The organism is Spiroplasma endosymbiont of Danaus chrysippus (assembly GCF_902809815.1).
GTDB lineage: Bacteria > Bacillota_I > Bacilli_A > Mycoplasmatales > VBWQ01 > Spiroplasma_E.
This window is the reverse complement of sequence record NZ_CADDIL010000004.1, coordinates 98674-119442: the sequence shown is the minus strand read 5'-3', so window position 1 is coordinate 119442 and position 20769 is coordinate 98674. Positions and strand designations below refer to the sequence as shown.

Here is a 20769-nt window from a genome sequence, read left to right as displayed (position 1 = left end):
GGTAAATATGTCTGTAAATAATTTTATTTTTAGAGTATAAAAAAAAGAAACTATTATTAGTTTCTAGTTTAATTAAAATTATTTTTTAACTTGTTTAGTATCAGTTAGTTTTAGAACATCTTTTGCTGTTTCTAATACAATAGTTTTAGTATTTTGTGGTTTTGGTTTGTTTATTTCAACAGTTTTTGATTTTGTTTCAACTTGTTTACTTGCTTTTGTATTAAAGCGTTCAACTCTTCCTTTTGCTGAAACAAATGATTGTTTTCCAGTATAAAATGGATGACAACTTGAACATGTATCAACACGGATTTCTTTACCCTTAGTTGAACCACTTATAAAATTATTGATACATGTTATACATGTTACTTTAGTTTGAAAATACTCTGGATGGATGCTTGCTTTTGCCATGGTTTCACCTCACTTATAAAATTACTATTAATAAAAAGTACTTAAAAATAATATCATTAACAATATAAAAAAGCAAATAAATATTAATGATAGATAAAGTTTTTATTTTGATAGATTATATTGTAAAAATGTGTTCTAATTCAATTAACTAGATATCATGAATTTTATTAAGTAACGTTTTTCTTTTAGGTGGTTAGCCCTAAATACTGGACCACTTTTGGATAGACAGTTTTAAATTTTTATTTGTGAAATTGGTGGTTTTAGAAATTTAGAATGTATTCTTTCGTAATTATAAAACATAATATATTGGTTTACATCATTTATAGCTTCATTGAGAGAAAAATATTGATTTGAACCTTTAGGTAGTCATTCTTGAGATAAATGAGAAAATCAGTTTTCAGATATTACATTGCCACCAATATCATAAGGTTGTTTTTTGCTTAAAATTATTTGCTTATCAGCAGCTCAATTTGTGATGTCTTGACAATAAAATTCGTTGGCGTTATCTGAGTGTAAAATAACGTTTTTTACTTGGTTTCAAGAGAATTGTTGATTTATTTTTTCAAGTGCAGGAAGGATTAAATCTTGATAGGATTTGTTTGAACATGTATTATAGCTTACAATATTATTTGAATAAAAATCAATAATTACAAAAAGATATAATCAACCTTCTTTAGTATTTATTTGTTTAGTGTCCATTGATCAAATTTGATTTGAAGAGGTTGTACTTTTATAATCTTTGTTTACTTTATCCATTGTAGGTATTCACTTATTTGGATTTTTTTTGTTTTTAGGATAGTTATTTTTAGTTTGTTTTAATCCTTGAAGATTGTGATCTTTCATAATTTTTCGCATTTGTTTTGTTGATAATTCTAGATTTAAAATAATATGTTTGTATTGTTTTAATCATTCTTTAAATGCTGAAAAAATTCGTAAATAGCCATAAATTTGTCCTTTTCTTGTAAAATGAAATTCAAGTAAAAGTTGGCATAATTCTTGATATTTATGTGTACAATTACTAATTTGATTTTTTTCTTTTTTAATAGGGTTTTGTTTGTTTTTTACAAAATAATATGTTGATCGGTTTAGTTGAAGATGTTGGCAAAGATATCTAATTGAATATTGGTTTTTGCTATCATCAATAATTTGAATTTTTTGTTTGATATTTAACTTGTTAATTACTAATGCTATTTGTTTAATTTTATCCATTATTAAAAATCCTTTCATGTCAAAATTAGTGTTAATTGTATAACACAATTGTTTTTCGAATACATTCAAGTTTTTTTTAAATTAATGGTCTAGTAAAAAGGGCTAAGTAGCAAGTAGCCATTATGAGAAGTTAATAAAGATAATCCTAATTTTATTAAACCAAAAGATGATAAAGGTATTGATGTTAATGGGAGAAGAATTATTGATGTTGGTACTCCTACATTTTTAAGTGATGCTACAACTAAAGTATATGTTGATAATTTATTAGATAAAAAACAAAATAAATTAATTGCTGGTGAAAATATTACTATTGATAAATAAACTAATACTATTAGTGCTACTGGTGGTAGTAGTGAATCATTATGAGAAGTAGACCCTAATAGTCCAAATATTATTCAACCTAAAGAAAAAAGAATTATTACTTCAAATAATACTAGAATTGTTGATATAGGTGAACCAGAACAAGAAAAAGATGCAACTACAAAACAATATGTTGATAATTTATTAGATAAAAAGCAAGATAAAGAAAAGTGATTAATAGTTGCTACAAGTGTTATAAATGGAGTTAATCAAACTATTACATATGATTGTAAAGAAAATAAAAGATATCGTATATGATTTAATTATGGTATTAGAAGACAAACATTAATATTATCTGATATTTATATTTATGAAGAATTTATTTATTCAAAAGGAAGTAATACTGAATTAACATTTGATATAAATCATTCTCAACCTTATTTAATTTGTAATAGAACAAATACTCCAATATTTACTTGATTAGCTGGAAATACAAGAAACGGTAATTTATGAAAATTAGAAGAATTAGAAGAAAAAAATGAAAATATTTATAAAATTACTAGTAATACATTAAATATTATTTCACCAAATAAAATTAATATGAATAAACCAATAAAAATTATTTCTAATAATTTAGAAACAAATGAAATTGAAGAAAATTGTTGAGATATTGAATTAAAAAATAATCCAATTCCAAGTATTCCAAAATGAAAAGAAGTAGGAACAAAAATTAATATAAATCATATTAAATATACTTTTAAATCAAATACTAAATATAAAATTTATTATAATTTTGAAAGTCAATCAAGTAATAAGAAATTTGCTTTTATGTGTAAAGAATTTTTATATGGTGAGTTAAATAAAGAGGTTCAAACTTTGGATTGAGATAAAGTTAATGATAGAATAATAATTTCTTTACAAATGCAAAATGATACCATTGCTATCGTTAGTGACCCTACAAGATTTGGCCAACTTTTAAAATTAAAAGAATTACAGGAATAATATTATGTTTTTTAAAATTATAAAGATTATTTTAGGTTTAATTGGAGTTTTATTATCTTCGGCTATTGCCGGTTTAATTATATTTATTATAGTAAAAATTGTATTAAAAATTAATCAAATATTTTAGAAAGGTGGTGATTAATATGGATACTACAACAATTATTATAGTTGCTAATTTATGTATTAATGGGGGTTATGTTTTAATTAAATTTGGAAAAGCATTAGTTGCATTTGGTAAATCTTTAACAGACCCTAATAAAAAAGAACTAAAAAAACAAAATAAAATTAATAAATTACAAACTAAATTAAATTCTATTAATAAACAAACAGAAGTAAAAAGTATTTATTAATATTAAAAAATGCCTTTAATAGGCATTTTTACTTATTTATAAACTCATGTGAGAGGCTTTTTAGTAATCTGTGTTTCTTTGTTTTACAAAGTACTAGTTCAGATTAATTCTGTCTTCAAATTTTATCATAAAATGAGCAATTGCTGTATTTCAATTTTGAATAGGCAATGTTCATTTTTTTGTGATATTTTCAATTGCTAAGTAAAAAATTTTAAAAACTGCCATATCATTAGGAAAAACTTTTTTATTTCTAATAACTTTTCGTAATTGGCTATTAACAGATTCAATAGCATTTGTAGTATAAATTACCCTTTTAATTTCTGCTGGATAACTAATAAAAACCATTAAATTTTCTCAATTTTTATATCAAGATTTAGCAATTTGTGGATATTGTTTATTTCATTTACTTTCAAATGATTCTAAAGCTNGCTACTTAGCCCTTTTTACTAGACCATTAATTTAAAAAAAACTTGAATGTATTCGAAAAACAATTGTGTTATACAATTAACACTAATTTTGACATGAAAGGATTTTTAATAATGGATAAAATTAAACAAATAGCATTAGTAATTAACAAGTTAAATATCAAACAAAAAATTCAAATTATTGATGATAGCAAAAACCAATATTCAATTAGATATCTTTGCCAACATCTTCAACTAAACCGATCAACATATTATTTTGTAAAAAACAAACAAAACCCTATTAAAAAAGAAAAAAATCAAATTAGTAATTGTACACATAAATATCAAGAATTATGCCAACTTTTACTTGAATTTCATTTTACAAGAAAAGGACAAATTTATGGCTATTTACGAATTTTTTCAGCATTTAAAGAATGATTAAAACAATACAAACATATTATTTTAAATCTAGAATTATCAACAAAACAAATGCGAAAAATTATGAAAGATCACAATCTTCAAGGATTAAAACAAACTAAAAATAACTATCCTAAAAACAAAAAAAATCCAAATAAGTGAATACCTACAATGGATAAAGTAAACAAAGATTATAAAAGTACAACCTCTTCAAATCAAATTTGATCAATGGACACTAAACAAATAAATACTAAAGAAGGTTGATTATATCTTTTTGTAATTATTGATTTTTATTCAAATAATATTGTAAGCTATAATACATGTTCAAACAAATCCTATCAAGATTTAATCCTTCCTGCACTTGAAAAAATAAATCAACAATTCTCTTGAAACCAAGTAAAAAACGTTATTTTACACTCAGATAACGCCAACGAATTTTATTGTCAAGACATCACAAATTGAGCTGCTGATAAGCAAATAATTTTAAGCAAAAAACAACCTTATGATATTGGTGGCAATGTAATATCTGAAAACTGATTTTCTCATTTATCTCAAGAATGACTACCTAAAGGTTCAAATCAATATTTTTCTCTCAATGAAGCTATAAATGATGTAAACCAATATATTATGTTTTATAATTACGAAAGAATACATTCTAAATTTCTAAAACCACTAATTTCACAAATAAAAATTTAAAACTGTCTATCCAAAAGTGGTCCAGTATTTAGGGCTAACCACCAGTATGTTGTATTCCTATTTTTCTTTTGGGCATATTTTTTGATTCTCCTTCTATATTTAATTTAATAAAAATCTAATATAAATATTAATCTATATTAAATTAGGATGTTTATTAAACCATTAATGAATGATTTTCCAATCTTTAATTAGTAATTTTAAGGTTTATTTTAAATTACAAATATCATTTATAACTTTTTTATTCATTATTTTGAAACAACTATTATATTTAAAATAATAGGTGTATAATTTAGTTAAAATTTATAGTGGTGTTTTCATGATAACTTTACAACAAAATCAAATTAAAGAAATTAGTCAAATCATTGCTAATGGCGAAGTGGTTGCTTTACCAACAGATACAATTTATGGTCTTGTTTGTAAATTTAATGATGACAAAGCTATTAATAAAATTTATCAAATAAAAAAACGTGATTATACTAAAGAACTGCCAATTTTAGTTGCTAGTTGAGAACAAGCTAAAAGCATTGGTATAATTAGCGATCAATTACAGTCATTTTTAATAAATAATTTTAGTGCTGGTAAAGTTACTATTATAGTTTTAAAACAACCTAGTTTAAACACATCATATTGAATAAATAAAAAGACAATAGCAATTAGAGTTAGTGCTTCACATTTTATTCAAAAATTAATTAAATTAACAGGGCCTTTAGTAGCTACAAGTTGTAATTTAAGTAATGAACAACCAATTAACGATTATCATAATATAAACTTGCCTAACTTAAGGTATAGAGTAGCAGGCAAGATTTTAACAAATAAACCATCAACTATTTTTAATAGTTTTAATGATAAAATTATTAGATAATAATTAGATAACAGTATTAAAAAAGGAGATAATACTATGAATTGATGAATAATTTTAATTATTATTGCATGCACAACAATATTGATTTTATTAATTGCACCAATTTTATTAATTAAAAAAAATAAACAAAAGAAAATATTAAAAATTACTAAAGATATAAATACTTTATATAAATACTTAAAATTAAAAAAAATAAATATTAAAGAATTACCAGTTTCAATAGAAAAAATTAAAGAAGATATTTATTATAGTGACAAAGTCATTTTGGGAAAGTATGAAGATCTTAATAAGATTTCTGGCCAAAATATTCTTTTAAAAACTGAATATAGTGATGCCAAAAAATTATTTTTACGTTATAAAATTAAAGACATTAATCTTATCAAATCATCAGATTTTATACCTTTAAATCAAATAGACTTGTTAATTTCACGAAATAATCTTTATTTTATTGATTCTTTTGAACTACAAATAATACCATTAGTTAATGTTAAAAGTATTACATTTTTTTGAGAAAAAAATAATTATATAAAAAATAAACAAAAATATATTGGTATTGAAATTAATTTTCAAAATAAACGTTTATTTTTTCTTTTTAATAAATATGAAGAAGCAATTAGTTTTGCTGTTCATGTTATTAGTTTATAACAATTATTATTTAATAATTAAAAATTTTGCTTTTTTTGTGAAAATGATATAATTATACAAAATATATTATTAGGAGCAAAATTATGGCAAAAAAACACTTTAAATTTAATACTTGAAAGTTTATTCAATTTACTGGCTTTTTTTTAATTACTTTAGGAATTATATTTTCTTTTTTTTCTTTTAAAGTTAGCCTATTGTTATATTTTGGTTTAGTATCAGTATTAATAGGTTCTATTAATATTTTAATTTACTATATTTTTATTGGAACAAATAGTTATAAAAAATATTCAAGAAAACAAAATAATAATAAGTTAATAATCAAAAATAATTAAGAAATATAAAGTTAAAACTAAGAAGATTAGTTTTTTCGAGAGAATAATAGGTGAAAAACTATGAGAAAAATATTAAAAGTATTTAAAGCGATGTTTTTAACGAGCATTATTTCTTTACCGCTTATTGCATGTGATAAGGTAAATGATGCAAATCAAAAATATGTTGATATTAGTAATATTAATATGGAAGTTACTAATGCTCCTGTTGAATTAAATAAAGATATTTATAATACAGCTTTAATTAAATTTAAAACTAAAGTACAAACTGAAATTAATAAATTAGTTCCAGAAGGAAAAAAACCAGAAAATGGAACCGATTCTAAAATAAAAATAGTTAATCATAATGATATGTATGCTAAAATTGATAAATTTGAATCACTTGCTGTTAATGTATCTGCTTCAAATAATAGTAATATTTTAAAAGGTAGTTTTAATGCTTGTGTAAAATTAGTACCAAAAGCTAAAGACATTAGTAATGTTAATATTGATAAGCAAGAAGAAAAAATTAAAATTAATACCACTACTTTTGGTGAAGCAATTGCTTTACGTTGTTTATCATTAATTGAAAGTAAAATTAATGCTATTGTTGCAACAGCAAAACAAGATAGTGACTATGTTGTTAATGTAGAAGGTCATACTTTATCAGAATCTATTAAAACATTTGATGATGTTCATATTAATGTTAGTGCTATTGAAGATGATTATCATTTTTTATTACATGGTAGTTTTAGTTTTTTCTTAGCTTTTGTTAAAGATTAATTTATATTATTTTGGGTAATGAAAAAGAAAACTTGATTTTCATTATTATCATAAAAATAAAGTAGTATAGTATGGGGTAAGCATGTCAGAAGTAGAAAAATTATTAACAATGAATTATGAAAATGTTTGTAATTTTTTAAAAAATAAATATGGATGTATTTCAAAAAATTATTTTTCAGATGCAACAATGTCTAAGAAATCACAAGGAATAACAAGGGGAAAAGAAGGTTTATATATTCATCATATTGATGAAGATAAAGCAATTTTGTTATCTACTCCCAAATGAGCTCAAAAGTCACCATTTGCTTATCAATATGCTGATCGATTAGTTTATTGTAATTTATTAGAACATTTGGTTTTGCATATTAAAATTTTTGAATATCCTCATCCAAATAAACATAATTTTATGGAAATTGGTGTTGGTGGAATTTATGCTTTTATTGTTCCTGAATTAAATGATATTTATAGTGGTATTCAATATAAACAACCATGAAAACAGAAAGTTACTGAAGTTGTTTTACCATTAAAAGAAGATTATTTTAAATGTATTAAAAAATTAGTAGAACTTGGATTTTCTTATCCTTTGCTTACTTCTTTTAATCATCAATTTGGTACATGAAATAATAGAAATAATAATAAGTTATATGAAGAAATGAAAAAAATGGGTGTTAAACAGTAACTTTTTTTATTGTTATTTAATCATAAATAAAAAATGTTAGTAAATTACCAAGATTTATTTTTATTAAGTTTATGAAAAAGTTAATTGACAATGATTTTGATTAATTATTGGTAATTGTTCACCATTAATACTTGTTATATCGTTATTTCTTAATAATGGAGTTCTTTCAGATATTTGTTGTTCGTTATTACTTTCAACATTAATATCAGAAATATTTGTTGGAAAACATTTATCATAAATATTTGAAATGGAAGTGCTAATTCCATACCCTAGTTTAGAACCTAAAAATGCTCCAATAAAAGTTGAACCTGTTATACTAACCATTATTCCAAAGAGTGCCATTCCTGCTTTTGGATCATGTAAAGCTTCCTTATTTTTTGAAATTAAATCATAATAAAAATAACTTATGCCACTTAGTGCTGCACTACCACCTAATATTCCACCTGTATATGTAAAGTATTTTTGAATTTTTTTCATTTTTTCTCCTTTCAAAATAAAAAAACTATTTATTTTAAAATTAAAATAATAGTTTAAAAACTTGTATGAAGTTTTATCTTTTAATTTTAACATAAGATTTTTTTTGATAAAAATAAGACAAAAATTACTATTAATAGTTTATTGTAAATATATAATTTTCTATATCAATAAAAGAAATTTATTAAATTTATATTTTAGATTATAATTTTTTAAAATAAAAACAAAGTTATTAAAATAAAATTTATAAATTATATTTTTATTTAGTTAATTTTGAACTATAAGAATGTTATTAACAATTAAAAAAATAATTTTTGAATAAATCTTTTATCTTTTTTCGCTATTTTTATTGTTATTTTATTGATTTATAAATTAAAAGGCGTAAAATTTCATATTAGTATATATTTTAAATTATTGAAAATATACGCATTAAAGATAAAGGAGTGTTTTTAGTGGAAAGTAGTAAAAATCTGTTTATTGTTAATCATCCTTTAATACAAGATAAATTAACAAGAATTAGAAATCACTTAACCCAAAAAAAAGATTTCAAAGAGAATTTAAGCGAAATTGCAACGTTAATGGCTTATGAAGTATTTAAAGATATTCCTCTTGATGAAATTGAAGTTGAAACACCCATTACTAAAGTTATTGGTAAAACATTAACCAAGACAATCATTCTTTCTCCGATTTTAAGAGCAGGATTAGGGATGACAAATGGATTTGAGTATGTAGTACCTAATGCAATTATTAGTCATGTTGGTCTTTATCGTGATGAAGAAACTTTAAAACCACAAAAATATTTTTTTAAATATCCCAAAAATATTAAAAATATAAGTGATGCATTAGTATTTATCTTAGATCCAATGCTTGCTACTGGTGGTACTGCTGACGCTGCTATTAAAGAATTAAAAAAAGTAGGTTTTAAAAATATTACTTTAGTTTCCATTGTAGGAGCACCAGTAGCTATTAAGAAAATTAATCATAATCATCCTGAAGTTAAGATTTTTTTAGCAGCGTTGGATAAAGAATTAAATGATGATGGTTATATTGTACCTGGATTGGGTGATGCTGGTGATCGAATTTTTGGAACTAAATAAATATTTTAATGGAAAAAATTAGAAATAACCTTTTTCTTTCAATACTTTTTACAATGTTATGCTATTGATTATTAATTAATGTAGGATTAATTATAACTGTTATAATTAATACAAACCATTGGTTATTAATTGCTGGATTTAATATTGGTTTTATAGGAAGTATGATTGGGTTATGCTTTTTATATTTATCGTCAAAATGATTAACCAGCGGAATACATTTAAAACAAACCTTAGCATATTTTGGATTCTTATTAAGAATGTTAATTTATGGTTCAATTATAGTTTTGAATATTTTCTTTAACTTTGCTAATATTTTTACTATAATTGCCGGAATGTCAATATTAATGGTTGCTACTATTACTGCAACATTATGTGTATATCAAAAAAATAACTTAAAAGAAGGAATTTAAATGGAAACTTTAGCTGGATTGGAAAGTTGGAATTATTTACAAATTATGCCACAATTGGTAACAATTTTGATAACAACAGTCTTTATCAGTGTTATTAGTTATATTTATTATTATAAAGTAAAACGAATGAAGCCTGATGAAGATCCAAGAGGTATTGTTTTAGTTGTTGAATTAATAATTAAATCAGTTGAAAAAATTGTTGTTGATGTTCTTGGCGTAAAGTATAAAAACCTGACAGTTTATTTGTTATATGTAATGGGTTATATTTTAATTGGTAATTGATTATCGATTATTGGTCTTGAACCACAGTCATCAATGTATACTGTTACTTTATCAATGGCATTAGTTACTTTTATTGGAATATATTATATTGCTATTAAATTTCAGAAACTTTTATTTTTTAAAAAATTTATTATTAACCCTCTAGAATTAATTACTCAATTTGCACCTTTGATTTCTTTATCTTTTCGTTTATTTGGTAATATTTTAGGTGGAAGTATTATTTTGGCAATGCTTTATGGGGTAACTGCTAATATTTGAAGTAATATCCCAATTATTGGTCAGATGAATTTATTAATTGGTGTAATTGGACCATTCTTACATATTTATTTTGATTTATTTGCTGGAAGTATTCAAGCCTTAATTTTTGGCACCTTAACTCTTGTTTATTGGAAATTACAAATGGAAGAAGGAAGTTATCATAAGGGAGAACTTACTATTAAATTACCAAAAAAACTTCGTAAACAACAAGCAATAAATCATGAAGAAGAAATTTATACCGAACGTTCAATTATGGAAAAAAAATAAAACACAAAAAGGAGAATTTATTTATTATGGAACTATTAACAATAGTAATGACACATGTCTTTCATTTTTTTAATCATTTAGCAACCGATCCTAATTCTTTAGTGAGTTTAAAGTTTGTTGGAGCTGGAATTTCAACTATTTCTTGTGCAGGAAGTGGAATTGGTCAAGGTTTTGCTGCTGGTAAAGCTGTTGAAGCGGTTGCTCGTAATCCTGAAGTAGAATCTAAAATTAGAACACAATTTGTTATTGGTGCAGCTATTGCCGAATCAGGTGCTATTTATGGTTTAGTTGTTTCTCTAATTTTAATATTTGTAGCATCATAAGGTATTAAAAATATTAAAAAGTAGGTGATTTTATGAATTTTAATTTCAATGATTTAGTATCAGGTGATGATATTGTTAATCAATTATTTCCCAATCTTTCTGTTTTTATTGCTCATATTTTTGCAACATTAATTTTATTAATGGTACTTTGAAGATGAGTTTATGCTCCGTTTCGTAAGGCTTTACATTCGCGACATTTAGTAATTAAAGAAAAACTTGATGATGCTGCTTGCAAGCAATCATTAGCTAATCAAGATCGTGGTAAAGCTAGTCAAATATTAAAAGCTGCTAAAATTGAAGCTCAGGAAATTATTGCTAATGCACAAAATGATGGTTACAATAAGCGTAAACAAATTATTGATAAAGCGCAAGAAGAGAGTATGCGTATTACTAATCAATCAAATCGTGATTTAGTTCGTGCTCGTAAAGAGGCAGAAGCAAAGATTAACGAAGAAATCAAAGTAGTAGCATTAGAAGCAGCTAAAAAAATTATTGGTGCTGAAATGAATGCTAAAAAACATGAACAATTAATTACTGATTTTATTAAGAATTTGGAATAGTGGTGAAGTTAAATGATAGATGAAGGATTAGCTAATCAATGAAGTAATGGTCTTTTTCAATTAGCAAGAGAAATAAAAAAAATTACTCAATTTGCTGAAGAAAGTAATAAATTAATTGATATTTTTACTACTTATCCAGAATTTATTGATATTACTAGTAGTAGTAATATAACTATTGAAACACGTAAAGAAATTATTAGTGAAACTTTTAAAAATCATATTGAACCATATATGTTAAATTTTTTCTTTTTGTTGATTGATGAACATCATTTCCAGTGTGTTCGTTTCATTTTAAAAGAATTTCGCAAATTATGTAATGAATATCAAGATGTAAACTATGGCATTATTTATTCAGTAATAGAACTTTCAAACCAACAAATAAATCAAATAAAATTGAAAATTGAGAAAGTCATTAAACATAAGATTAAAGTCGTTAACAAGATTGATAAATCATTAATTGGTGGCATTAAAGTTAAAGTACGGAATCAAGTTTTTGATGGTTCCGTTAAAGGTCAAATTGATCAATTAAAACAAGAATTATTAAGTCATGAATAGAGGTAAAACAAATGTCCTTAAAGGTTAATCAAATTTCAGAAATTATAAAAAGCCAAATTAAAAATTATGGTAAAAAAATTAGTGCTAATGAGGAAGGCATTGTTGTTACTGTCGGTGATGGAATTGCGCTAATTCATGGTTTAGATAAGGCTGTTAATGGTGAATTAGTATTTTTTCCTAAAAGTAATATTTATGGTATGGTTTTTAGTTTAGAAGAAACTGCTGTTGGTGTTACTTTAATGGGGGATGACACAGGTATCAAAGAAGGAGATATTGTTAGTAGAACAGGTAATGTTGTTGAAACACCAGTTGGTAATATGCTTTTAGGAAGAGTTGTTAATGCACTAGGGCAAAAGATTGATGGTAAAGGTCCAATTAAAACTACGAAAACTAGACCGATTGAAAGAATAGCGCTGGGTGTGATGACTAGAAAATCTGTATCAGAACCTTTAGCAACAGGATTATTATCAATTGATGCAATGATTCCGATTGGCAAAGGTCAAAGAGAGTTAATAATTGGTGATCGTCAAACTGGAAAAACAACGATTGCTATTGATACTATTATTAATCAAAAGGGTAAAAATGTCTTTTGTGTTTATGTTGCTATTGGTCAAAAAGCTTCAACTGTTGCTCAAATTGTTGATAAATTAACACAACTAGGGGCAATGGAGTATACAACTATTGTTGCTGCTACTGCTAGTGAAGTTGCTCCTTTGCAATATATTGCTCCTTATACAGGAGTAACTATTGCCGAAGAATGAATGGAAGAAGGTAAAGATGTCTTAATTGTTTATGATGATTTGAGTAAACATGCAGTGGCCTATCGTGCTATTTCCTTATTATTAAGACGACCACCAGGAAGAGAAGCTTATCCAGGAGATGTTTTTTATCTTCATTCACGTTTATTAGAGCGTGCAGCTAAATTAAATGAAAAACATGGTGGTGGCAGTATTACTGCCTTACCTATTATTGAAACACAAGCCGGTGATATTTCTGCATATATTCCTACTAATGTTATTTCAATTACTGATGGTCAAATTTTTTTAATGTCAGAATTATTTAATGCCGGAATTCGTCCAGCAGTTGATGTAGGTTTATCAGTTTCACGGGTAGGTTCATCAGCACAAATTAAAGCAATAAAACAAGCAGGTGGAACATTAAAATTAGAATTAGCACAATTTCGTGAATTACAAGCTTTTTCACAATTTGGTTCTGATTTAGATGAAAATACTAGAGCTGTTATTGAACATGGTAAACGTGCCATTGAAATTTTAAAACAAAAACAAAATGAACCATTAAATCAAATTGATCAAGCAATTATTTTATTAGCAATTAAAAATAAGGCAATTAAATGATTACCAGTAGAAATGATGGATTCTTTTAAAAAGGAAGTAATAACTTATTTTCAAAAACAACAACGAAAAAGTTATTTAAAATTACAGCAAGATCAAGCGTTTAGTGAAGAGTTACAAGTGAGCATTAGTCAAGGCATTATGCAGGTTGTTTATAATTTGACCAATAAGCTAAATGACTATAATCCTAAAATATATGGTAGTTTTGAAGAATGGGAAACATTAATTAAAACATTCAAATAATGTATTTAGGAAGGTAAGGTGAAATATCATGGCTCAAAGCATGGAACAAATTAGACAAAAAATTAAATCTGTTAATGCTAGTTATAAAATTACTAAAGCAATGCAACTAGTATCAACAGCTAAATTAAAAAAAGTAGGTAAAAGAATTGAGATGATTAAACCTTATTATTCTGAAGTTTATGATACATTCAATCAACTAATACCTAAATTAAGTAATTCAATTTATTTAAAAACAAAAGATCAAGTTATTAATAAAACAATATGAGTCGTTTTTAATTCTAATTTAGGATTATGTGGTGGTTTTAATAATAATTTAAATAAATTAGTACTAGAACAATATCAACCACAAGATGAAATAGTTGTTATTGGTAGTAAAGGAGTTTCATACTTTACTAATCATCATTGTAAAATTATGCAATCTTATACTGAAATTAACATTCAATCATCATATAATGATTCGCAAGAGATATCTTTGTTGTTACTTTCTAAGTTTAATAATAAAGAAACTGATGCTATTAAAATTGCATATACAAAATATGTAAATACGGTAACAACAATTCCAACAATTATTGATTTATTACCAATTGTTTCTATTAAAACTAATCAAGAAAGTAATTTAATTCAAACCGATTTTGAACCAGACGCTAATACTATTATTAATAGTGCTATTCCTTTATATGTTGGTGCCATTGTTTATGGTGCATTAGTAGAATCACAAGTGTCAGAGCAAGCATTACGAAGATTAGCAATGGAAAATGCTTCAAATAATGCCAAAGAAATGAAAGATAAATTATTAGTAAGTTATAATCGTGCCCGTCAAGGTGCTATTACCCAAGAAATTTCAGAAATTATTGGTGGCGCTGATGCCCAATCATCATAATAAAGGAGTAAACTAAAATGAAAAATGCAACTAGTAAAAAATCTATAACAATTAAAGAAAAAAATGTTAGTGATAAAAACTCTTTAAAAAAAGATAACACTAAAGTTATTGCTAAAGTAAAAGCAAAAGTGACTAAAAAAGTAGTTAATAGCAAAGAAAGTGTTAAAACTAGTAAACAATTACCAACTAAACGAAATATTGGAAAAATTGTTCAAATTTTAGGTCCAGTTATTGATATTCGTTTTAATGATAATAGTTTACCTAATTTAAATAATGCTATTAGTATTGAAAATAATGGTCAAAAATTAATTGTTGAAGTTGCAAAACATATTGGTGATGATAGTGTTCGTTGTATTTCAATGGCTCCAACTGAAGGATTACTACGTGGTCTTGAAGCAGTTGATTTAGAAATACCAATTAGTGTTCCTGTTGGTGAAGAAGTTTTGGGTAGACTTTTTAATGTATTGGGTGAAGTCATTGATGATGGTAAAGAACTTAAAACTAAATTAAAATATCCTATTCATCGTACACCTCCTAGTTTTGATGAATTACAATCAAAATCTGAAATTTTAGAAACAGGAATTAAAGTTATTGATTTATTAGCACCTTATGCTAAAGGTGGAAAAATTGGTTTATTTGGTGGAGCTGGAGTTGGTAAAACAGTTTTAATTCAAGAATTAATTAATAACATAGCTAAAGAACATGGTGGTATTTCTGTCTTTTCAGGAGTTGGCGAAAGAACACGTGAGGGTAATGATTTATATTATGAAATGCAAGAGTCAGGTGTTATTAGTAAAACTGCTTTAGTGTTTGGTCAAATGTCAGAACCACCAGGTGCTAGAATGCGTGTTGCATTAACTGGTTTAACAATTGCTGAATTCTTCCGTGATGAAAAACAACAAGATGTATTATTATTTATTGATAATATATTTCGTTTTACACAAGCTGGTAGTGAAGTATCAGCTTTATTAGGAAGAATGCCTTCAGCAGTAGGGTACCAACCAACATTATCGACAGAAATGGGTGCTTTACAAGAACGTATTGTATCAACAACACGTGGTTCTATTACATCTGTACAAGCAGTATATGTACCAGCTGATGATTTAACTGATCCAGCTCCTGCGACAACATTTACTCACTTGGATGCCAAAATTGTTTTAGATCGTAATATTGCTGCTTTAGGGCTTTATCCTGCTGTTCATCCTTTACAATCTTCATCAAGAATGTTAGATCCTGCTATTGTTGGTCAGGAGCATTATGATGTTGCGCAAAGAGTTATTGAAACAATTCAACGTTTTTCTGAATTAGAACCAATTATTGGTATTTTAGGAATGGATGAGTTGAGTGAAGAAGATAAGAAAATAGTAGCTAGAGCAAGAAGAATTCGTAATTTTTGTTCACAACCATTTCATGTTGCTGAAAAATTTTCGGGTTTAAATGGTATTTATATTCCGATTAGTCAAACTGTTAATAGTTTTAAACAAATTTTAGATGGTGAATGTGATCATTTACCAGAGCAAGCGTTTTTATATGTAGGAAGTATTGAACAAGCAATTGAAAAGGCAAAGAAATTGAGATAATTGAAGGTGATAGTATGGCATTAAATCTTAAAATTATTACTCCTGATGGTATTTTTTTCGATGGAGAAGTACAGTGAGTTAATGTTAAAACAACTGAAGGATATGTTGGTATTCTTGAATGGCATACACCTTTGATTGCTAATATTCAAATATCGAAAATGTCATTTAAAATTAAAGAAAAAATTCGTAATTTAACAATTTCTGGTGGACTTTTGGTAACTGATTTACATATGGTTCGTATTATTAGTGATAAAGTTGAATATACATCAATTTTAAAAGAGCAAGAAACAAAGGTATTTGATGAGCGTATTAAAAGGGTTAGTGGAGGTTAATAAATATGCATGATTCACATTTAATAAAATGAATAATTGAAATAAGTATTTATCTTTTTAGTTTTATTGCTAGCGGATTTGCTGTAAAAGCAATTCCTTTTAATAAATTTCTTGATCATAAAAGAATAAAAGAATCATGAATTTTATATATGTTAACAACTTTAGTTTTTACTTATTGTATTGGTACGTTAATTATTAAATTTATTGGTTTAGATATTTGGTTTAATTTAAATTAATACTTAAAATTAAAAAAATAAAAATAGTAAGTGTTTTAAAATACTTACTATTTTTTTAATTACAATATATTATTAAAATTTATAGTAGTTATTGATAATACCTATATATATTATAAAATTTCTCCGAAATTACTATTATAGTAGTAAAAAAATCATTTTTATTTATTTTATTATTGTTTTTACTATTATATATATATATAATATTTTTATCTGTATAAAACAATATAGAATAGAGGTGAGAAAATGAGTAAATTTTTTCATAGTAAACAAACATCTCCTGAGGATAAGAAAAATCCTACTTTTACTTTTAAAGGAACTTTCAATAAATTAGGTGGCAAAATGTTTGGCAAAATGCAAAACTTATCAAGAGCCATTGTTTTACCAATAGCTACATTACCAATAGCTGGTTTATTGTTAGGAATTGGTGGTGGTGTTGCTAGTGCTTTAAAGCAATTACCTAATCATGATAGTCTTGTTGGTATTATTAATATTTTTTCAATTATGCAATCAGCCGGAAACGTTGTTTTTGCTAATTTAGGATTGATTTTTGCTATTTCTATTACTTTTGGTTTTGCAAAAGCTAGTAAAGGTGTAGCTGCTCTTTCTGGATTTATTACTTTTATTGTTATGACTTCAGTTATTAGTGGCATGTTTTTTTGAAATCCTAAAACAGGAATGTTGGGATTTGATCCATGAGGTTTAGGTGAAGGTGCAAAGATTACTCCAGAAAGTGGTAAATCTTCTGGTTTATTTTCTTCTGTCTTAGGATTATTTCCTACGTTTGATACTTCAGTTTTAGGTGGCATTCTTGTTGGTTGATTAGTATCGGTTGTTCATAATCATTCATACAATATTCGTATGCCAAGAGTATTAGCTTTTTTTGGTGGTGAACGTTTTGTGCCAATTTTAGCTGTTTTTGTTGGAATAGGAATGGGATTAGCTTTTTTCTTTATTTGACCAATGTTATTAATTGCTTTTAGAGAAATTGGTAATGGCTTAGCAGCTGGTATGAATACAGCTCAACTTACTGATGGACAGTTAACTGGTGATAATTTTCATCCAACAGTTGGTGGAGCATTTATTGCAATGTTTTTTGGAATTACTGAACGTTTATTAATACCAACAGGATTGCATCACGTTCAATATGCACCTTTCTGATATACTGGAATTGGTGGTACGTGAACTAATGGATCTGACACATTTGTAGGAGCGTACAATATTTTCTTTGGACAATTTGCTTCTAATGCAGTAGGACATATGAATCAAACACCAGGAACAATGTTTATGAGTGGGCGATTTGCATATATGCAATATGGTTATCCATTTGCAGCGCTTGCTATGTGAATGTTAGCACGACCAGAAAATAAAAAAATGGTTGGTGGTATTTTAGGATCTGCTGCTCTAACTTCTTTCTTAACAGGAGTTACAGAACCATTGTTGTTTTCATTCTTATTTGTAGCACCATTATGTTTTGTTTTCCATGCATTTATGGCAGGAATTAGTTTTATGATGGCGTATTTATTAAATATAGTTGTTGGTCAAGGTTTTGCTGCTGGATTTATTGACTTTTCTTTCTTTGGAATATTACCAAGTATTCTTGGAAAAGAAACAGGATTCTATTGAGTATTTGCTACTGGATTAATTATGGCACCTGCTTATTTCTTTGGGTTCTATTACATTATTAAGTGAAGAAATTACAAAACTTTAGGTCGTGAAGAAGGAGAATTAGCAACTAATTTAGCTTTACAAAGTGTTGAAAGTTCTTTAGATAAGTCTTCAAAAAAAGGTAGAACAAAAGTAGAAAATTTATTACTTGGTCTTGGTGGAGCATTAAATATTATTGATGTTAATGCTAAAGATAAAGTATTAGTTGCAACTTTAAAAGATGCAAATATTTATTCAAAAGCTTTATTAAGATTAAGTGGAACTAAAAATATTAAAGTAATTGCCAATAAAGTTGAAATTACTTATCTTGATGGTGCAGAGTCTATTCATAAAACTTTACAAGCAGAAATGGCAAAGAAGCAAACATTAACACCTGATACTAATAAAGATAAAAATAATGATATGTTAGAAAATATCTTCAAAGGTCTTGGTGGACGAAGTAATGTTAAATTATTAGACAATTGTGCTACAAGATTGCGTGTTACAGTTTTTGATGAAACTAAAGTTGATGATAATATTTTAAAATCAACTGGTGCAGTTGGTATCTTTAAAAAAGGTACAGCTATTCAGGTAATTTATGGGCCACAAGTAGGTAATATTAAAAATGATTTATTAAAAACTTGAACTCCAAAATAAACTATTACTAAAATATAAAAATGAGCAACTTTTTGAGTTGTTCATTTTTTTAGTTTTAGTTACGGATAATGTTAAAATTATAATATACGATGGAGGGAAAACTATGTTTTTTGATGAAGAAGAAAAGTTAGAAGAAGCTAGGTATGAAGAAATACAAACAAATATGCAAAACTTAACATTAACAATTGATGTTAATATTGTTGTTAAAGATTTATTTAAATATATTAAATTAAAATGTACACAAAAAATTAGAATTATGGATATATTAGCATTGTTTTTATCAATATTTTCAATAATTCTTTCAATATTATTAACTGTTATTGATAAAACTGATCAAAAAATTAGTTTTGAACTTCGAAAATTATTGTATGCGGTAAATATATTTAAAGATTTAACAGTGGTAATGGTATTAGTAATTGCTTTATTTATGATTATTTATGAGATTAAATATTGAATTAAACAAAATAAACAATTCAAATCTTTTTATGCAGGAAATGCTGATTTTACACCTGAAGAAATTGTTTCGGAACTAATGGATCTTAATAATATTTTTAGTTTTAAGCATTGAAATGAAATTTCATTCCATATTAAATACTATAAAAAATGTAAATCATTTAAACGACATGCAATTTTAATCGCTATTTTGGATTATTATCAATTGCCAATTAATAAATGAAATTTAATGTATTTAAATCAAACAATTAATTATTTAAATAAAAAACATTTTCGTCATATTCTTAGATTATGCATATTTAGTTGTTTAGCAATAATAATGATTATTTTAATGAGTACTTTCCCTTCAATATTTTTAAGATAAAATATTTTATATAGATAGAAAGGTATATATGGAAAAATTTAATGAAGAAATAAAAATATTAACGACAATTTTTATTAATAATGCTAATATCAACACTAAAATTAAACAAGAAAAATTTTTAATCAATAATTTTGAATTTTATGGAATTTTAACTAGTAAACGAAAACCATTAGTAAAATTATTTTTAAATAAATGAAATAAAAATTTATCGTTAGTAAATAAAAAAAAGTTATTTGAAACATTATATTTACAAAAAAATCGTGAATTTCAATATACAGCAATGGAATTTTTAAATCTTTGATGAAAGAAAAACTTAAGTTTTAATGACTTAGATTGGCTTTTATCGATAATTAAACATAATATTTGATGAGATACTACTGATTATTTTGATAATATTATTGGTGTTCTTATATTTAGCAACAATAATATTAGTGTTAGAGATCAATATTTATTTAACTTAATAAATGATAGTAATTTTTGAATTCAAAGAATAGCAATTCAATCACAATTAATGTTTAAAGAAAATACTGATTTTAATTTACTATTTGCATTAATTAAGCCATTGTTATTAACAACAAATTTTTATCTAATACGTTCTATTGGTTGAGCATTGCGTAATGCCAAACGAGTTAATTCACAAAAAATTAATGATTTTATTAAAATTAACAATGTTACTCAAAAAATAATTATTGTTATTAATGAACATTAAAATTAAAATTGCTTATAAATAATATTTATA

At 25.2% G+C, this 20769-nt stretch carries 25 protein-coding genes and 1 pseudogene; 22 read left to right on the top strand and 4 right to left on the bottom strand.

Annotated features, from left to right (window positions below):
• Positions 1-78 precede the first annotated feature (78 nt).
• Both rpmE and SPIRDC1_RS05835 read right to left on the bottom strand, forming a co-directional pair.
• Entirely contained in the window at positions 79-408 is a 330-nt protein-coding gene (rpmE, locus tag SPIRDC1_RS10520) for a 50S ribosomal protein L31 (RefSeq protein ID WP_174480976.1), read from the bottom strand.
• A 231-nt stretch (positions 409-639) separates the two neighbouring features.
• Positions 640-1635: an IS3 family transposase gene (locus tag SPIRDC1_RS05835; protein WP_174479968.1), complete on the bottom strand. Its 996-nt coding sequence runs from the start codon at positions 1633-1635 to the stop codon at positions 640-642.
• An 882-nt stretch (positions 1636-2517) separates the two neighbouring features.
• Between SPIRDC1_RS05835 and SPIRDC1_RS05830 the strand changes: the two genes are divergently transcribed.
• Positions 2518-2919 carry a hypothetical protein gene (locus tag SPIRDC1_RS05830; protein ID WP_174480975.1) on the top strand — a complete coding sequence of 134 codons (402 nt, stop codon included), beginning with the start codon at positions 2518-2520 and terminating at the stop codon, positions 2917-2919.
• Positions 2920-3062: 143 nt separating this feature from the next.
• Positions 3063-3269, top strand: coding sequence for a hypothetical protein (locus tag SPIRDC1_RS05825; RefSeq protein ID WP_174480974.1), 207 nt, complete (start codon positions 3063-3065; stop codon positions 3267-3269).
• Between the two features lie 93 nt (positions 3270-3362).
• Here the strand turns inward: SPIRDC1_RS05825 and SPIRDC1_RS10515 are convergent.
• Positions 3363-3696 (bottom strand): annotated as a pseudogene (locus SPIRDC1_RS10515) (transposase); the annotation flags it as partial.
• A 94-nt stretch (positions 3697-3790) separates the two neighbouring features.
• On the opposite strand from SPIRDC1_RS10515, the gene SPIRDC1_RS05815 reads away from it, so the two are divergent.
• The 6 genes from SPIRDC1_RS05815 to SPIRDC1_RS05790 all read left to right on the top strand — a co-directional run bounded on the left by SPIRDC1_RS05815 (position 3791) and on the right by SPIRDC1_RS05790 (position 8063).
• Positions 3791-4786, top strand: a complete 996-nt coding sequence (locus tag SPIRDC1_RS05815; protein ID WP_174480972.1) for an IS3 family transposase — start codon at positions 3791-3793, stop codon at positions 4784-4786.
• Positions 4787-5102: 316 nt separating this feature from the next.
• The gene (locus tag SPIRDC1_RS05810) at positions 5103-5648 is read left to right on the top strand and encodes an L-threonylcarbamoyladenylate synthase (RefSeq protein WP_174480971.1); all 546 of its coding nucleotides are present in this window, start codon (positions 5103-5105) and stop codon (positions 5646-5648) included.
• Between the two features lie 36 nt (positions 5649-5684).
• On the top strand, positions 5685-6293 hold the full coding sequence (locus SPIRDC1_RS05805) for a hypothetical protein (RefSeq protein ID WP_174480970.1): 609 nt from the start codon (positions 5685-5687) through the stop codon (positions 6291-6293).
• 83 nt (positions 6294-6376) lie between these two features.
• On the top strand, positions 6377-6625 hold the full coding sequence (locus SPIRDC1_RS05800) for a hypothetical protein (RefSeq protein ID WP_174480969.1): 249 nt from the start codon (positions 6377-6379) through the stop codon (positions 6623-6625).
• 60 nt (positions 6626-6685) lie between these two features.
• Positions 6686-7384, top strand: a complete 699-nt coding sequence (locus tag SPIRDC1_RS05795; protein ID WP_174480968.1) for a hypothetical protein — start codon at positions 6686-6688, stop codon at positions 7382-7384.
• Between the two features lie 82 nt (positions 7385-7466).
• Positions 7467-8063: an SAV1803-related protein gene (locus tag SPIRDC1_RS05790; RefSeq protein WP_174480967.1), complete on the top strand. Its 597-nt coding sequence runs from the start codon at positions 7467-7469 to the stop codon at positions 8061-8063.
• A gap of 69 nt (positions 8064-8132) precedes the next feature.
• On the opposite strand, the gene SPIRDC1_RS05785 is transcribed toward SPIRDC1_RS05790, so the two are convergent.
• Complete coding sequence (locus SPIRDC1_RS05785) at positions 8133-8540, bottom strand: hypothetical protein (protein WP_174480966.1); 408 nt, start codon at positions 8538-8540, stop codon at positions 8133-8135.
• A 449-nt stretch (positions 8541-8989) separates the two neighbouring features.
• Between SPIRDC1_RS05785 and upp the strand changes: the two genes are divergently transcribed.
• The 14 genes from upp (at position 8990) to SPIRDC1_RS05715 (ending at position 20739) form a co-directional block, all read left to right on the top strand.
• Positions 8990-9634 (top strand): uracil phosphoribosyltransferase, encoded by a 645-nt coding sequence (gene upp / locus SPIRDC1_RS05780; protein ID WP_304625648.1) that lies wholly within the window; start codon positions 8990-8992, stop codon positions 9632-9634.
• A gap of 53 nt (positions 9635-9687) precedes the next feature.
• A complete protein-coding gene (locus SPIRDC1_RS05775; protein WP_174480965.1) occupies positions 9688-10044 on the top strand; it encodes a hypothetical protein in 357 nt (118 codons plus the stop codon).
• A complete protein-coding gene (locus SPIRDC1_RS05770) occupies positions 10045-10851 on the top strand; it encodes a F0F1 ATP synthase subunit A (RefSeq protein ID WP_174480964.1) in 807 nt (268 codons plus the stop codon).
• Positions 10852-10898: 47 nt separating this feature from the next.
• Complete coding sequence (gene atpE, locus SPIRDC1_RS05765; RefSeq protein WP_199188864.1) at positions 10899-11174, top strand: ATP synthase F0 subunit C; 276 nt, start codon at positions 10899-10901, stop codon at positions 11172-11174.
• A 32-nt stretch (positions 11175-11206) separates the two neighbouring features.
• Positions 11207-11734, top strand: coding sequence for a F0F1 ATP synthase subunit B (gene atpF / locus SPIRDC1_RS05760; protein WP_174480962.1), 528 nt, complete (start codon positions 11207-11209; stop codon positions 11732-11734).
• 12 nt (positions 11735-11746) lie between these two features.
• Positions 11747-12289 (top strand): F0F1 ATP synthase subunit delta, encoded by a 543-nt coding sequence (locus SPIRDC1_RS05755; protein ID WP_174480961.1) that lies wholly within the window; start codon positions 11747-11749, stop codon positions 12287-12289.
• A gap of 11 nt (positions 12290-12300) precedes the next feature.
• Positions 12301-13884: a F0F1 ATP synthase subunit alpha gene (gene atpA / locus SPIRDC1_RS05750; RefSeq protein WP_174480960.1), complete on the top strand. Its 1584-nt coding sequence runs from the start codon at positions 12301-12303 to the stop codon at positions 13882-13884.
• Between the two features lie 28 nt (positions 13885-13912).
• The gene (gene atpG / locus SPIRDC1_RS05745) at positions 13913-14764 is read left to right on the top strand and encodes an ATP synthase F1 subunit gamma (RefSeq protein WP_233214990.1); all 852 of its coding nucleotides are present in this window, start codon (positions 13913-13915) and stop codon (positions 14762-14764) included.
• A gap of 17 nt (positions 14765-14781) precedes the next feature.
• A complete protein-coding gene (gene atpD / locus SPIRDC1_RS05740) occupies positions 14782-16344 on the top strand; it encodes a F0F1 ATP synthase subunit beta (RefSeq protein WP_174480959.1) in 1563 nt (520 codons plus the stop codon).
• A gap of 14 nt (positions 16345-16358) precedes the next feature.
• Positions 16359-16676: a F0F1 ATP synthase subunit epsilon gene (locus SPIRDC1_RS05735; protein WP_174480958.1), complete on the top strand. Its 318-nt coding sequence runs from the start codon at positions 16359-16361 to the stop codon at positions 16674-16676.
• A 5-nt stretch (positions 16677-16681) separates the two neighbouring features.
• A complete protein-coding gene (locus SPIRDC1_RS05730) occupies positions 16682-16912 on the top strand; it encodes a hypothetical protein (RefSeq protein WP_174480957.1) in 231 nt (76 codons plus the stop codon).
• A 243-nt stretch (positions 16913-17155) separates the two neighbouring features.
• Positions 17156-19213: a PTS transporter subunit EIIC gene (locus tag SPIRDC1_RS05725; RefSeq protein ID WP_174480956.1), complete on the top strand. Its 2058-nt coding sequence runs from the start codon at positions 17156-17158 to the stop codon at positions 19211-19213.
• Positions 19214-19316: 103 nt separating this feature from the next.
• Positions 19317-20030, top strand: coding sequence for a hypothetical protein (locus tag SPIRDC1_RS05720; RefSeq protein ID WP_174480955.1), 714 nt, complete (start codon positions 19317-19319; stop codon positions 20028-20030).
• Between the two features lie 28 nt (positions 20031-20058).
• Positions 20059-20739 (top strand): DNA alkylation repair protein, encoded by a 681-nt coding sequence (locus SPIRDC1_RS05715; protein ID WP_174480954.1) that lies wholly within the window; start codon positions 20059-20061, stop codon positions 20737-20739.
• Positions 20740-20769 lie beyond the last annotated feature (30 nt).